We start from the raw sequence: 14,095 nt of genomic DNA on the forward strand, positions 1-14,095 counted from the left end.
GCGGCAAAAAAAACGCCACCTCGGCGGGTGGCGTTTTGTCCTGCGTCTTGATTCGGCAGGAAAAATTCTTGGTGGCGCATCCCTGATTCGAACAGGGGACCTGCGGATTATGATTCCGTCGCTCTAACCGGCTGAGCTAATGCGCCATGCGGCAGGGCAAGCAAAAGACGCTAAGCTCAAGTTGCCCCAGCAGCAAAGAAAAAAATCATACCATAAATCCCGGCGCCGGTTCAAAACCCGCCTGCGTTCGGCCGGCTGCGGCGAGTGCGCGCGCCGGTCCGCCCCGCTGGCCCGGGCCGGGCGCAGTGTCGTCAGCTTGCAACAAAATTGCTTGGCCGGGCGGCGATGCCTGCCGCGCAGGTCGGCGGCGATACAGGCACTTACGGCTGGTAGCCAAAGCAAAGCCTGCCGGGGCCCGGCGTAGGCACAATGAATCCCGTCGTTTCCACGCCCCGGCTGGGAGCCGGCCCTATTGGCCGAGCTTGGCCGCGGGCACGGTCAACCAGGAGGATAGGTATGTTCAGCCGAAGCAAGAGCAAGTGGGACCAGGGCCGGGACCAGGCCCAGGAAAGCTTCCAGGAACTGGTGGAGCGCGCCGAACGCTTGCTGCGCTCGACCGCCGATTACGGCGGCGAGGAAATGGACAGCGCCCGCAAGACGCTCAAGCGCCAGCTGGCCAGCGCGCGCAGCGCCGCGCGCGAATGGGAGGACGTGGCGCGCGAGCGCACCGGCCGGGCCGCCCGCGTGGCCGATGCCTATGTGCACGAGCATGCCTGGACGTCGCTGGGCGTGGTGGCCGTGGCCGGCGTGGTGATCGGCTGCCTGGCCGCCTGCGCCTGCCTGAGCCGGCGCTGAGCCGCCGGCCGGCCAGGGACGATGACAAGGAGTCGGACATGTCTTTGATCGTGGCAGCACGTTTCGATACTTTCGATGCCGCCGAGGCGGCGGCGGGCCGCTTTTTCGAGAAGGGCTGGCCGCAAGAGGCGTTGAACATCTTTTTCGTCAATCCGCCCGGCGCTCATGCGCGCTATCCGGTAGGCGGGGACCGTGCCGCCGATCCGGACGCGCGCGGCGCGCAAAAGGGCGCCTGGCGCGGCGCCGGCCTGGCCGGCGCCGTGGGGGCGGCGCTGGCCGCCGGCGTGATGATCGCGGTCGGCTACACCGGCTGGCTGGTGGTGGCGGCCGGCGCGGTGGGCGCCTACCTGGGCGCGCTGGCCGGCGCCTTGTCGCTGGCCGGCAGGGCCAAGCGGGCGTTCGCCGATAACGCCGGCCAGTCCGCTTCGCCGCCGGTGCGCCCGTCCGGCGTGCTGCTGGCCGTGCATATCGAGGCGGGGCAGCAGACCGAAGTGGCCGAGATGCTGCGCCAGTGCGGCGGCAAGGACGTCGAGCGCGCCCAGGGGCGCTGGCGCGAAGGCCGCTGGGCCGACTTCGATCCCATCGCGCCTCCGCGGCCGGTCAGCCCCGGCGATGCGCCGGCCCAGGCCGGCGCGCCGGTGCGCCATTGAGCCGCCGCGCAGGCAGCAGCAAAACCCCGGGGCGCGGCCTGCCGTGTGCGGCGCGCCTGCAGCAGGAGAGCACCATGAGCACCTTGAAGAAAACCCCCGCCGAAAAAGACCGCGACGCGCAACGCAAGGAAACCGAAGGCCCGGGCTCCTTCCCCCAGGAGTTCGAGGAAACGGGCGATGTGCAGGACCTGCAGCACGGCGGCTACCAGCGCGGCGAACAGGGCGGCTACCAGGGCAGCTACGACGAAGCCAAGTTCGAGCAGCATCCCCTGGCCGAGTACAAAAAAAAAAGCGATGATGCCCCCAAGGCCGGGGATGCCAGGCTGATCGAGGATGTCCGGGCGCAATTGGCCGAAAACGGTCCCTACCTGGACGCGCACGACCTGTCCGTGGACGTGCGCAACGGCGTGGCCACGCTGCGCGGGCAAGTCCGGAAGGAAAGCACGCGGCAGGACATCGAAGCGGCCGTGGGCTGCTGTGCCGGCCTGACCGGCATCGACAACCGGATCGTGGTGGCCGGGACATGACCGCCGGCCGTTGGGCCGGGGCAGCCGTTGCCTGCCTGGTCCTGGCCTGCTGCGCCACCGTGCCCAGCCCCCGCGAACTCTCCGAACAGCGTGCCCAGGTGCGCGCGGCGCAACAATACGGCAGCCAGGGCTACCGCGAGAGCCGCGACATCGTGGCGCGGGCCGGCCCGGCGCACGGGCAGGATTTCCTGCGCTATCACCTGCAGGTCGAGCAGGCCGTCAGCAAGCAGCCGCTGACCCCCGGCAACCAGGTGCGCCTGCTGACCGACGGGCCCGCCACCTATCGCGCCATGCAGCAGGCCATCGCCCGGGCGCGCCACTACATACGGCTGGAAACCTACATCTTCGACGACGACGAGGTCGGGCAGCTGTTCGCCGACCTGCTGATCGAGCGTGCGCGCCAGGGCGTGGACGTGGCGGTGATGGTCGATGCGGTGGGCACGCTGACGGTGGGGCAGCGCCTGTTCGAGCGCATGCGCCAGGCCGGCATCCCGGTGGTCGTCTTCAATCCCGTGAACCCCTTGCGCGCCCGGGCGGGCTGGTCGCCCAACGAGCGCAGCCACCGCAAGATCCTGGTGGCCGATGGCGAGGTGGGATTCCTGGGGGGCATCAACGTCAGCGGGGTCTACGCCTCATCGGCCCTGGCCGGCGGATCGGCCGGCTCGGGCAGCGCGGGCGGCTCGGGCGGCTCGGGCAGCCTGCATGGCCGCACGCCCTCCAGCGACCAGGCGCCCTGGCGCGATACCCACATCGAGATCCGCGGACCGGCGGTGGCGCGTATCGACGAAGTCTTCATGGACGGCTGGCTGGAGCAGGGCGGCCCGCCGCTGGCGGTGCGCCAGCGCCTGGCACCGCCCGGCGAACAGGGGCCGCTGCATGTGCGCATCCTGGCCAACCAGCCCGGCGAGCAGGACGGCTATTCGGTCTACCTTACGCTCATGTCCGCCATCCAGAGCGCGCAGCGCTCCATCCATGTGACGATGGCCTATTTCGCACCGGATCCGGCCTTCGTGCAGGCGCTCGAGGATGCCGCCCGGCGCGGCGTGGACGTGGTGCTGGTGTTGCCGGGCTTTACCGATTCCGCGCTGGTGCTGCATGCCGGCCGCTCGCACTACGCCGGTTTGCTGCGGGCGGGCGTGAAAATCCACGAAAGGCGCGATGCCCTGCTGCATGCCAAGACGCTGGTGGTCGATGGCGTGTGGTCCACGGTGGGATCGAGCAACCTGGATTGGCGCAGCTTTGCCTTGAACCACGAGATCAATGCCGTGATCCTGGGCGCCGACTTCGGCGCGCAGATGGAGGCGGTGTTCCGTCAGGACGTGCAGGCCGCCGAACCGGTGACGCTCGAGCAGTGGCAAGCGCGCGGCCTGGGCCAGCGTTTCATGGAGGGTTTCTCGCGCCTGTTCGAACGCTGGCTTTGACGGCGTGCGGCGTTCGCCGCGGCGATACACTTTCCCCTTGTTCGATACGAGGAGGAAGGCATGCGGCAGCCGGCAACGGTGAACGTGATCCTGGGCGCCTGGGAAGGCAAGCTGCGCGAGGACGCCAGCGCGGTGCGCGTACAGGTGTTCGTGCGCGAGCAGGCGGTGCCGCCGGCGCTCGAAATGGACGACATGGACGCGGTGTCCGTGCATGCCGTGGCCTATGGCCAGGACGGCCAGGCATTGGGCACCGGCCGCCTGTTGCCCGATGGCCATATCGGCCGCATGGCGGTGCATGCCCATGCGCGCGGCCTGGGCGTGGGCAGCGCCATCCTGCAGGCGCTGGTGGAGCGGGCCCGCGCGCTGGGCTACCGGCGCCTGGCGCTCAACGCGCAATTGCAGGCGCTGGATTTCTATGCGCGGCATGGGTTCGTCGCGCAAGGCCCGCAGTTCATGGAGGCGGGCATCGCCCACCGCGAAATGGCGCTGGCCCTGGACCCGGACTAGCCGGTGCGCCGCAGCAGCTGCGCGTCGATGTCTTGCACCGTGCCCACGCCCAGCAGGCCCATGTCCCGGTGCACCTCGTCGATGATCAGGCGCAGCGCGTGCGCCACGCCGGCTTGTCCGCCGACGGCGGCCGCATAGTTGAACGGCCTGCCGATGAAGGCGCAGCGCGCGCCCAGCGCCAGCGCCTTGAGCACGTCCGTGCCGCGCCGCACGCCGCTATCGAGCATGATCTCCAGGCCATGCGCGGCCTGGGCGATGTCGGGCAGGGCGGCCAGCGATGCGATGCTGCCGTCGAGCTGGCGTCCTCCGTGGTTCGAGACGATGATGCCGTCCATGCCGCGCTGCTTGGCCAGCGCGGCATCGCGCGGGCTGAGGATGCCCTTGATCACCATCGGGCCGCGCCAGCGCCTGCGGATGGCCGCGACGTGTTCCCAGTTCAGGTGGCCGCGGTCCGAGAAATCGCGCAGCACGTTGGCCGACAGGATGGGTGCGCCGCGCTGCGCGTAGTTGTTCTCGAAGTGCGGCATGCCGTGGCGCAGCAGCGTGCGCAGGAAGGTGCCGAACAGCCAGCGCGGGTGCGTCAGGCCCTGCCAGGCCAGGCTGGCGCTGGGGCGCAGCGGTGTGGAAAATCCCGCGCGCACATTGTTCTCCCGGTTGGCCGCCACCGGCGTGTCCACGGTCAGCACCAGGGTTTCCACGCCGGCGGCCTGGACGCGCGCGATCAGGGCATCGATCTGCTCCTGCTGGCCGGGCAGGTAGGCCTGGAACCACGTTTGCGGGGCGGCCTGCATGACTTCCTCGAGGCGGATCAGCGACGAGCCGCTCATGATGCACGGCACGCCGGCCGCCGCCGCGGCGCGGGCCAGCACCAGGTCGCCGCGGTAGCTCGACAGCGCGGTGATGCCCATGGGCGCGATGCCCACCGGCGCCGCGTAGGATTGCCCGAACAGCGTGATGGCGGTGCTGCGGCCCGAGACGTCCACCAGCGTGTTGGGCACGAAGCCGTACTGCGCGAACGCCTGGCGGTTCAGCCGTTCGGACAGGCCGTCCTCGACGGCGCCCGAGACGTAGGCATAGATGGGCCGGGGCAGGATGCGCCGCGCGGCCGCTTCGAAGTCGTGCAGGCAGAGTATGGAGCGCAGGGATTTGGGCACGGCAAGGGGTCCTTCAGGCTATGCATGCGCCGCGCGGCGGGCGCTTGGCGGCACGGGGCGATGGGCAGCACTATAGGGGGAGGGGAACTTGAAATAAAGCGAATTTATCGACACTGCCTCGTTCGATTTTTGTCGCGCGCCGCCGCCAATGGCGCAGCCGCCGCACGCAAGCGGCTGGCCCGGCTATTCGAGAAAGCGCGGGTAAGGCCTACGCCGTGCCTGGGTCGATGCCACGCTCAAGTCCAAGGGAGTGCTGTAGCTTGCGTGCCGGCAGGGTGGTGGGTGCTACAGGGGTCGAACCTGTGACCTACGCCTTGTAAGGGCGCCGCTCTACCAACTGAGCTAAGCACCCCTGCGCGACCGTCCCGGCGCAGGTCCAAGGCTTTGCATCCAAGGCCTTGGCGTTGCATGCCGCAAGCGTGCGGCGCGCCGGGAAAAAGAAAAGCGCCTGCCATAAATGGCAACTGCGCGGCCAGGATTCTACCGGACCGCGCAGCTTCAGGCAAACCGCATGGCATCGAGCCAGCGGCGCTGGCCGTCGATTTAGTTGACGGCGTCTTTCAGGGCCTTGCCCGGGCGGAACTTGGGCACCTTGGCCTTCTTGATCTTGATGGTCTCGCCGGTGCGCGGATTGCGGCCGGTGCGAGCGGCGCGCGCCGACACGGCGAAGGTGCCGAAGCCGACCAGCGTGACGGTGCCGCCCTTTTTGAGCGTAGTCTTGACCGCGCCGATCAGCGCGTCCAGGGCACGACCGGCAGCAGCCTTCGAGATATCCGACTTGCTGGCAATGTGGTCGATGAGTTCGGTTTTGTTCATAAAGGATTACCCCTCAAGGTAAGGAAGGTTTGTCGTTTAGCGTTGCCGGCCCCTTCCGTCGTCCGATGAGGGGGAACAGGCGGAGTCGGGCCGCGTTGTTCGCTGCCAAGCAAAACACCGAAACAAGCTGCGCCGACAGCAGGCTTACCGCGCAAGAAACCGTCGGGCGGCGCAGTTGCGTATTAGGCCTCGCCCCCAAGCGGCTGTCAAGCAAAAAGCACACCATGACCCGCATGATTGCTGGCTTTGCGGGGTGTTGTGCTTTTTCGCGACGTCCTGCATCGAGGCGGATATGAGCGCTTGCGCTGCCGCTTATGACCCTGCCTTGGAAGCCGGCGGGCACGCTTGCAGCGCGGCATCGAAATCGGCGATGAGATCGGCCTCGTCCTCGATGCCGACCGACACCCGGATCAGGCTGTCGGCGATGCCCATCTGTGCGCGCCGCGCCGGACCCATCTCGTGGTAGATGGTGTGCGCGGCCGGCAGCGCCAGCGTGCGGGTGTCGCCCAGGTGCGTGGCCAGCACCACGACCGAGAGCCGGTCCAGGAAATCGAAGCAATCGATGCCTTCGGCCAGTTCGATGCCCATGAGCGCGCCGTAGCGGCCGCGAAACAGCTGGCCGGCGCGCTCGTGCTGCGCATGTCCGGGCAGCCCGGGGTAGTGCACGCGGGCGATGCCGGGATGGCCTTGCAGGTGGCGCGCCAGCGCCAGCGCGTTGGCGCAGGCCCGGTCCATGCGCAGCGCCAGCGTTTCGGCGCCCACGGCGATGCGGTGCGCCGGCTCGGCGGCCAGCGTGCCGCCCATGTCTCGCAAGCCCTTTTTCTTGATCTGCGTCAGGCCCCAGGACGTGGACGGGCCCTTGCGATAGGCCTCGAAGATATTGGGATGGCCCTGCCAGTCGAACAGTCCCGTATCGGTGACCGTGCCGCCCAGCGCATGGCCGTGGCCGCCTATGTACTTGGACAGCGAGTTCATCACCAGGGCCGCGCCGGCGTCGCGGCCCTTGAACAGCCAGGGCGAGGTCAGGGTGTTGTCGATCACGTAGACCAGCCCCGACTGGCGGCACAGCTGGCCGATGCCCATGAGGTCGGCCACCTGGGTGCCGGGGTTGGCGATGGTCTCGGTGAACACCATGCGCGTGTTGCCTTGCACGGCCGCGGCCACGTTGCGCGCGTCGGTCGCGTCCACCAGCGTCACTTCCACGCCCAGTTCCTGGAGCGTGCCCAGCAGGCTGTTGGTGTTGCCGAAGATGTGCTGGCTGCAAAGCAGGTGGTCGCCGCGCCGCAGCAAGGTGGTGAAGATGGCAGCCAGCGCGGCCATGCCGGTGGCGAAGCTGACGGTGGCCACGCCGTCTTCCATGGCCGTGACCTTGGCCTCCAGCGCGGCCGTGGTCGGCGTGCCCTGCCGCGCATAGGTAAAGCCGGCCTTGCCCTGGAATACGGCCGCCAGCTCGCGCGATTGCGCGTAGGCGTATTCCGAGGACGGGTGCATGGGCTTGTGCACGGCGCCATGCTCGACGTCCAGGCGGCGGTCCGAATGCAGGATGGTGGTGGTGAATCCGTTCTTCTTCATTTGTCGTTCCAGGCGATCTACGCGCGGCGCTGCCGCACGGTTTCGTACAGGCACACGGCGCTGGCGACGCTGACGTTCAGGCTCTCGACCGCGCCCAGCATGGGAATCTGCACCAGCGTATCGCAGGTTTCGCGCGTCAGGCGGCGCATGCCTTCGCCTTCGGCGCCCATCACCCAGGCGGTGGGCACGGTGGCGTCGACGTCGTGGATGGTGCGCTCGGCCTGGTCGTCGGTGCCCACCAGCCAGACGCCGCGTTCTTTCAAGGCGCGCAGCGTGCGGGCCAGGTTGGTCACCATCAGGTAGGGCACGGTGTCGGCCGCGCCGCAGGCCACGCGCGCCACCGTGCTGTTCAGCCCTACCGCGCGGTCGCGCGGCGCAATGACCGCGTGCACGCCGGCCGCATCGGCGGTGCGCAGGCAGGCGCCCAGGTTGTGGGGATCGGTCACGCCATCCAGCACCAGGAGCAGGGCGGGGCCGCCGGCCGTCTCCAGCACTTCGTCGATGTCCACGGCCAGGCTGCGCGCCTGCGCCAGCGCCACCACGCCCTGGTGGCGGGTGCCGCGCGCCAGGCCGTCAAGGCGCTGCGCATCGACCGCATGGACCGGGCGGCCTGCGCGCTGGGCCTGCTCGAGCAGCGCCAGCATGCGCTTGTCGCGGCGCTGGCCGTCGTAGTAGATGTCCTTGACCGAATCAGGCGCGTGGCGCAGGCGCGCCAGCACGGCATGGAATCCGGCAAGTACCTGGGATGCCGACATATGGAAAACCTCTAGGCGTGTAGCGGAAGGGCCGGGCCGCATCGCGGGGCGCGCGGCCCGGCCATGCGCGGATCATACTGCCCGCGCCGGCCGGCCGCGCCGCGCCCGCCTTCAGGAACGGCGCTTGCGGGCCGCCTTCTTGCCCGCCGCGCCGGCCGGGCGGGCGGCCTGCTGCGCGCTTTTCTTGGCTTGCGCGCGCCGCTCCTTGGCGGTGGTGCCGCGCAGGGCCGCGGGCTTGGGCGCGGCGGCCTTCTTGGCGCGGCGCGGCGGCGCATCCTCGGGCCGCGCCGCGGCGCGGCGCAAGGACTCGTAGCTAGTGCCCTTGACCAGGCGGAACTCGATCCGGCGCGCTTCCAGGTCCACGCGCGAGACCTGCACCTGCACGGAGTCGGTCAGCCGATAGCGCATGCCCGTGCGCTCGCCGCGCAGCTCGTGCAGGGCCTCGTTGAACTGGAAGTACTCGCCGCCCAGCTCGGAGACGTGGACCAGGCCCTCGACGTGCAGGGTCTCCAGCGTCACGAAGATGCCGAAGCTGGCCACGCCCGAGACGCGGCCGCTGAAGCTCTCGCCCACGCGTTCCTTGACGAACCAGCACTTGAGCCAGGCCTCGACGTCGCGCGAGGCCTCGTCGGCGCGCCGCTCGTTGGAGGACAGCACCAGGCCGAGCTTTTCCCAGATCGCGTGCTCCTGTTCGCGGGCGGTGCTGCCCACCGCCACCACGTGCTGTTCGAGCTGCGGCACGTAGCGCCTGCCTTCGAGCAGCGACTTGATGACGCGGTGCGTCAGCAGGTCGGGATAGCGCCGGATGGGCGAGGTGAAATGTGTATAGGCCTCGTAGGCCAGGCCGAAGTGGCCCACGTTGTCGGGGCTGTACATGGCCTGCTGCATCGAGCGCAGGCACATGGTCTGCAGCAGGGCATAGTCCGGGCGCGAGCGTGCCGACTCCAGCAGCTGCAGGTAGTCCTTGGCGCTGGGATCGTCGCCGCCGCCCAGGCTCAGGCCCGAGGTCTTCAGGAACTCGCGCAAGGCCTGCAGGCGCTCGGCGCTGGGGCCCTCGTGGATGCGGTACAGGCCGGGATGCTTGCTGCGCGCCATGAAATCGGCCGCGCAGGTATTGGCCGCCAGCATGCACTCCTCGATGAGCTTGTGCGCGTCGTTGCGCACATAGGGCGCGATCTGCTCGATGCGGCCCAGTTCGTTGCACACGATCTTGGTCTCGACCGTATCGAAGTCGATGGCCCCGCGGGTACGGCGCGCCTGCGCCAGCAGCTGGTACAGCGTATAGAGATCCTGCACGTGCGGCAGCACGCCGGCCATCGCGCGGGCGGCCGGGCCCTCGGGCTGCTGCAGGGCTTCCCAGACCTGGGTATAGGTGGTGCGCGCGTGCGAATGGATCACGGCGTTGTAGAACTGGTAGGCCGTCACGATACCGGCCTTGGCGCCCGAGGCCGGGATCACCATGTCGCATACCAGCACCAGCCGGTCGACCTCGGGGTTGAGCGAGCACAGGCCGTTCGAGAGCTTCTCGGGCAGCATGGGGATCACGCGCCGCGGGAAGTACACGCTGGTGCCGCGCTCGAGCGCATCGGCGTCCAGCGCGTCGCCCGGCCGCACGTAGTGGCTGACGTCGGCGATGGCCACCAGCAGCCGCCAGCCGGGGCGTTTGCGCGCGCCGGTGCCCAGGTTGACGGCCTCGCAATAGACCGCATCGTCGAAGTCGCGCGCGTCCTCGCCGTCTATCGTGATGAAGGGGATATCGCGCAGGTCGATCCTGCCCTTCAGGTCGCCGCGGCGCACGCTGTCGGGAAGCCGGTCGGCCTGCTTGAAGGCGGCGTCGGAGAACTCCACCGGCACGTCGAACTTGCGCACGGCGATCTCGATCTCCATGCCGGGATCGTCGATCTCGCCCAGCACCTCGGCCACGCGGCCCAGCGGCTGGGTGTGCCGGCTGGGCTGCTCGATGATCTCGACGGCCACGACCTGGCCATGCTGCGCCTGGCCCGTTTCGCTGGGGGGGATCAGGATGTCGTGCTTGATGCGCTGGTCTTCGGGCACCACGATCGAGAGCCCGCGCTCGTTCAGGAAGCGGCCCACCAGCTTGTTGGTGCGTCGCTCGATGACCTCGACGATCACGCCGTCGGGCTTGCCGCGGTATTCGCCGGTGGGCTTGACCAGCACGCGGTCGCCGTGCAGCACTTTCTGCATTTCGCGCGGCGACAGGAAGATGTCCGGGCCGCCGTCGTCGCGGATCAGAAAGCCGAAGCCGTCGCGATGTCCCTGGACCTTGCCGGCGACGAAATCGAGCTTGGTGGCCAGCAGCAGCACGCCCTTGCGGTTGGGCAGCAGCTGCCCGTCGCGCTCCATGGCCGCCAGCCGGCGTTCGAAGCCCTTGAGCGTCTCGGGGCGGGTCAGGTTGAGCCGGGCGGCCAGCTCGGCCGGCTCCAGCGGCGCTGCTGCCTCGCGCAACGCGGCCAGCAGGGTTTCCCGGCTCGGGACGTCCGGATCAAAATCGGGCGGCGGGTCCGACGCCACCGGGGCGGATCTATTCTTGTTGACTTCTTTGTTCGATCGATTTGCCAAAATTGAAAGTTCTCTTATATAATGCGCAGCTTCGGAAGTTTAGCGCGAGAAGTTAAAGCGCGACGTTACACACCGGACTGACGCTACCGAATTGATGCCACCGAACGCGACGCGGGGCAGGTTTTTGCCTGGTTCTTGTTGCGGGTTGCGGTTTTTGGCGGCGGTTTTGCCGGTGTCTGTCTCGGTCTCATGTCTGGCCTTTTGCTTTGGCTGGCACGAGGCCTGACATGTTCAAGCGCAGTGCTTACTATACAAGGTACTGCTGTTCTTTACATGTCAGAGGCGGCCTGTTCCATCAGGCGACGTTGCGGCGGCTTTCGAACCGGCCTTCGGGCCGGCTGGTAGACGGTCCGGTTCAGGCTAGCCTGGCGGGATCCAAGCCGGGACCCAAGCTTTAGAGCCCAGGTGGCGGAATTGGTAGACGCGCATGGTTCAGGTCCATGTGCCGCAAGGTGTGGAGGTTCGAGTCCTCTCCTGGGCACCAAGTTCTAAGGCTGGCCGGTCCCCGGGAATGCAGCGTGCTGCATGCAGTGCCCAGGTGGCGGAATTGGTAGACGCGCATGGTTCAGGTCCATGTGCCGCAAGGTGTGGAGGTTCGAGTCCTCTCCTGGGCACCACCAGATATCCGGCTTTGGCCCACGCAAGGGCCAGGGCCCGGCGGCAAGAGCAAAAAACGGTCTGCGCAGGCAGGCCGTTTTTTTTTCGCCCGCGCATTCGCCAAGTCCTCCCCGGGAAGCGCAGTAACTTGTTTGCGAATAATTCGTATTTAAATTACTATGGCTGGCTCGATACATAGGCCTTCGGCAAGGCGTCTTGCCGCAGCCGCTTTGATCTTCAGCTTGCATGCCTCATTCCCCTAACGCCTGGGCGACGACGCAGTCTTCTACCGCGCTGCGCATCGGCGCGGGTATCGCAGTCGTTGCCTTGCACGCCGCGGTGGTGGGTGCCCTGTTCATGGCTCCCGAACCCCCGGAGATGGAAGAACCCGAAGCGGTGATGGTCCGGTTCGTCGAGATCGGGCCCGAACCCCAGCAAGCCGAGGGCGAACCCTTGCCCGAGCCGCCGTCGCAAGCCGAGCCCGAGCCGGAGCCCGAACCGGTGGTCGCGCCCGAGCCGGAGCCCGAACCCGAGCCGGTGGTCGAACCCGAACCCGAGCCCGAGCCGGTGGTCGAACCCGAGCCGGAACCGGAGATCGTGCCTCCCCCCGAGCCCGAGGCGCCCAAGCCCGAGCCCAAGCCGAAACCCAAGCCCAAGCCCAAGCCTGAACCCAAGCCTGAACCCAAGCCCAAGCCTGAACCCAAGCCCAGGCCCGAGCCCAAGCCGCAACCCAAGCCCGCGCCCCAGCCGCCCGCGCCTGCCCCGGCGCCCACGCCGCCCAGCGGCACGCCGCAGGGTACGGGCAAGCCGCAGGGGCCGCAGCAAGGCCCGCCGCCGGACCAGCCGCGCCTGATCGGGCAGGTCGATTTTGCCGGCAACCGCCCGCTGCCCGTGTATTCGCGCGCCTCGCAGCTGCGCCGGGAAGAAGGGCGGGTGGTGGTGCGGGTGCTGATCAACACCCAGGGCGGGGTCGACCGCGCCACCATACAGCGCTCCTCGGGCTACGAGCGCCTGGACCAGTCCGCGCTCGAGGCCGCGCGCAAGACCCGCTTCAAACCGTATACCGAGAACGGGGTGCCTTATCCGGCGATGGCCGATCTCCCCTTCGATTTCGTCATGAGGAACTGAGATGTCCAATATCGTGCTCGATGCCTTCCAGCTGTTGCAGGCGACGCTGGCGCAGGCCGCGTCCCCGGCGGGCGCGCCGGCCGCCGGCGGTCCCGCCGACCCGGCTGCGCCGCAGGCCGCGGCCGAATCGGCCGCGCCTGCGGCCAACGCGGCGCAGCAGGCCGCAGGCGCCGCCACGCAGGCCGCCGACGCCCTGGGCGGGGCAGGGCCCGCCATGCTGGGTCCGACCGGCGACGCCGGCGCGGCCCAGGCCATGGGTTTCATGCACTTCATCGCCCAGAGCGATTTCGTCGGCAAGGCCCTGTTCGTCGTGCTGATCCTCATGTCGCTGGTGACCTGGTACCTCATCGTGGTCAAGGCCATCACCAACATGCGCGTGCGCCGCCGCTCGGAGAAGTTCCTGGCCACCTTCTGGAACGCCACTTCGCTCGAGAGCGTCGAGAACGAGATCCGCACCCACGGCGCCAACGACCCGTTCTCGCACCTGACCAGCCACGCCGTGCACGCGCGCACGCACCACGCCAAGTACGGCGCCACGCGCCTGGAGGAGATCGGCTCGAACGGCGAATTCGTCACCCGCACCATGCGCAAGGTGATCGACGAGGAGACCGCCAAGCTGGAGAACGGCCTGACGGTGCTGGCCTCGGTGGGCTCGACCGCGCCCTTCGTGGGCCTGTTCGGCACGGTGTGGGGCGTCTATCATGCCCTGGTGGGCATCGGCATGTCCGATGGCATGACCATCAACCGCATCGCCGGGCCGGTGGGCGAGGCCCTGATCATGACCGGCCTGGGCCTGGCCGTGGCCATCCCGGCCGTGCTGGCCTACAACACCTTCGTGCGCAGCAACCGCGTGCTGCTGGCGCGCCTGGACGCCTTCGCGCATGACCTGTTCGCCTTCCTGTCCACCGGCCAGCAGGTGGTCATTCCCGACGGCAAGGTCCGCGCGCTGCGCCGGGCCCAGGCCGACTTCAAAGGGAGCGAGTGATGGCTTTCGGCAGCTTCGACAGCAAGTCGAGCGGCGGGGGCGCCATGTCCGAGATCAACATGGTGCCGCTTATCGACGTGATGCTGGTGCTTCTGGTGATCTTCATGATCACCGCGCCCCTGATGGCGCACTCGATCCGCATCAACCTGCCGCAGGCCAGCGCCGAGCAGGTCGACGAGAAGCCGGTCACCATCGACCTGGCCATCGACGCCAACGGCCAGCTGTTCTGGGACGAGCAGCCGGTCGCCATCGAAGGGCTGCCGGCCCGCTTTGCCGGCGTGGCGGGCAACAAGCCGCAGCCCGAGCTGCGCATCCGTGCCGACCTGAACACGCGCTACGAAGTGCTGGCACAGGTCATGGGGGCGGCCCGCCGCGCGGGCATGGCGCGCATCGGCTTCATTACCCAGCCCGCGCCCAGCCAGGCCGGCGCGGCGGCAGCGGGCGCGCCGGCGCCGCAAAGCCCGGCCGGCGCGCCGCTGCGCACGCCGGCCACGCCCTGAGCCGGCGCCGCCATGCTGGGCGAGCCGGGGCGATCGCGCTAGAATCCC

The 14,095-nt window shown here is 68.7% G+C and carries 13 protein-coding genes and 4 tRNA genes; 10 read left to right on the forward strand and 7 right to left on the reverse strand.

Annotated features, from left to right (window positions below; translation table 11 throughout):
• Positions 1 to 69 precede the first annotated feature (69 nt).
• A tRNA-Met gene (locus V8Z80_RS01710) sits at positions 70 to 146 on the reverse strand.
• Positions 147 to 516: 370 nt separating this feature from the next.
• Between V8Z80_RS01710 and V8Z80_RS01715 the strand changes: the two genes are divergently transcribed.
• The 5 genes from V8Z80_RS01715 (at position 517) to V8Z80_RS01735 (ending at position 3,960) form a co-directional block, all read left to right on the forward strand.
• Positions 517 to 855 carry a DUF883 family protein gene (locus V8Z80_RS01715; protein ID WP_155195774.1) on the forward strand — a complete coding sequence of 113 codons (339 nt, stop codon included), beginning with the start codon at positions 517 to 519 and terminating at the stop codon, positions 853 to 855.
• Between the two features lie 38 nt (positions 856 to 893).
• Complete coding sequence (locus V8Z80_RS01720) at positions 894 to 1,505, forward strand: hypothetical protein (protein WP_155195776.1); 612 nt, start codon at positions 894 to 896, stop codon at positions 1,503 to 1,505.
• A 74-nt stretch (positions 1,506 to 1,579) separates the two neighbouring features.
• Entirely contained in the window at positions 1,580 to 2,032 is a 453-nt protein-coding gene (locus V8Z80_RS01725) for a BON domain-containing protein (RefSeq protein WP_155195778.1), read from the forward strand.
• The gene (locus V8Z80_RS01730; protein WP_336060840.1) at positions 2,029 to 3,453 is read left to right on the forward strand and encodes a phospholipase D-like domain-containing protein; all 1,425 of its coding nucleotides are present in this window, start codon (positions 2,029 to 2,031) and stop codon (positions 3,451 to 3,453) included. Before V8Z80_RS01725 ends, V8Z80_RS01730 begins: the two co-directional genes overlap by 4 nt.
• Positions 3,454 to 3,513: 60 nt before the next feature.
• Positions 3,514 to 3,960, forward strand: a complete 447-nt coding sequence (locus V8Z80_RS01735) for a GNAT family N-acetyltransferase (protein WP_155195780.1) — start codon at positions 3,514 to 3,516, stop codon at positions 3,958 to 3,960.
• Here V8Z80_RS01735 and V8Z80_RS01740 read toward each other — a convergent pair.
• The 6 genes from V8Z80_RS01740 to rnr all read right to left on the reverse strand — a co-directional run bounded on the left by V8Z80_RS01740 (position 3,957) and on the right by rnr (position 10,837).
• Positions 3,957 to 5,114, reverse strand: a complete 1,158-nt coding sequence (locus V8Z80_RS01740; protein WP_336060841.1) for an alpha-hydroxy acid oxidase — start codon at positions 5,112 to 5,114, stop codon at positions 3,957 to 3,959. The two genes, V8Z80_RS01735 and V8Z80_RS01740, sit on opposite strands and share 4 nt — an antisense overlap.
• A 276-nt stretch (positions 5,115 to 5,390) precedes the next feature.
• Positions 5,391 to 5,466: transfer RNA gene (locus V8Z80_RS01745), tRNA-Val, on the reverse strand.
• A gap of 191 nt (positions 5,467 to 5,657) precedes the next feature.
• On the reverse strand, positions 5,658 to 5,930 hold the full coding sequence (locus V8Z80_RS01750; RefSeq protein WP_155195781.1) for an HU family DNA-binding protein: 273 nt from the start codon (positions 5,928 to 5,930) through the stop codon (positions 5,658 to 5,660).
• 312 nt (positions 5,931 to 6,242) lie between these two features.
• The gene (locus tag V8Z80_RS01755) at positions 6,243 to 7,502 is read right to left on the reverse strand and encodes a cystathionine gamma-synthase family protein (protein ID WP_155195782.1); all 1,260 of its coding nucleotides are present in this window, start codon (positions 7,500 to 7,502) and stop codon (positions 6,243 to 6,245) included.
• Positions 7,503 to 7,519: 17 nt separating this feature from the next.
• Positions 7,520 to 8,257, reverse strand: coding sequence for a 23S rRNA (guanosine(2251)-2'-O)-methyltransferase RlmB (gene rlmB, locus V8Z80_RS01760; RefSeq protein WP_155195783.1), 738 nt, complete (start codon positions 8,255 to 8,257; stop codon positions 7,520 to 7,522).
• A 111-nt stretch (positions 8,258 to 8,368) separates the two neighbouring features.
• Entirely contained in the window at positions 8,369 to 10,837 is a 2,469-nt protein-coding gene (gene rnr, locus V8Z80_RS01765; RefSeq protein WP_336060842.1) for a ribonuclease R, read from the reverse strand.
• Positions 10,838 to 11,236: 399 nt separating this feature from the next.
• On the opposite strand from rnr, the gene V8Z80_RS01770 reads away from it, so the two are divergent.
• From V8Z80_RS01770 to V8Z80_RS01790, 5 genes are all read left to right on the forward strand, one after another.
• Positions 11,237 to 11,321: transfer RNA gene (locus tag V8Z80_RS01770), tRNA-Leu, on the forward strand.
• Between the two features lie 48 nt (positions 11,322 to 11,369).
• Positions 11,370 to 11,454, forward strand: a tRNA-Leu gene (locus V8Z80_RS01775).
• Positions 11,455 to 11,680: 226 nt separating this feature from the next.
• Positions 11,681 to 12,562 (forward strand): energy transducer TonB, encoded by an 882-nt coding sequence (locus V8Z80_RS01780; protein ID WP_336060843.1) that lies wholly within the window; start codon positions 11,681 to 11,683, stop codon positions 12,560 to 12,562.
• A gap of 1 nt (position 12,563) precedes the next feature.
• On the forward strand, positions 12,564 to 13,547 hold the full coding sequence (locus tag V8Z80_RS01785) for a MotA/TolQ/ExbB proton channel family protein (protein ID WP_336060844.1): 984 nt from the start codon (positions 12,564 to 12,566) through the stop codon (positions 13,545 to 13,547).
• The gene (locus V8Z80_RS01790) at positions 13,547 to 14,047 is read left to right on the forward strand and encodes an ExbD/TolR family protein (protein WP_155196935.1); all 501 of its coding nucleotides are present in this window, start codon (positions 13,547 to 13,549) and stop codon (positions 14,045 to 14,047) included. The genes V8Z80_RS01785 and V8Z80_RS01790 overlap by 1 nt, the downstream gene beginning before the upstream one ends.
• The last annotated feature ends 48 nt before the right edge of the window (positions 14,048 to 14,095 follow it).

This window comes from Orrella sp. JC864 (assembly GCF_037026685.1).
In the GTDB taxonomy this organism is placed as follows: domain Bacteria; phylum Pseudomonadota; class Gammaproteobacteria; order Burkholderiales; family Burkholderiaceae_B; genus Orrella.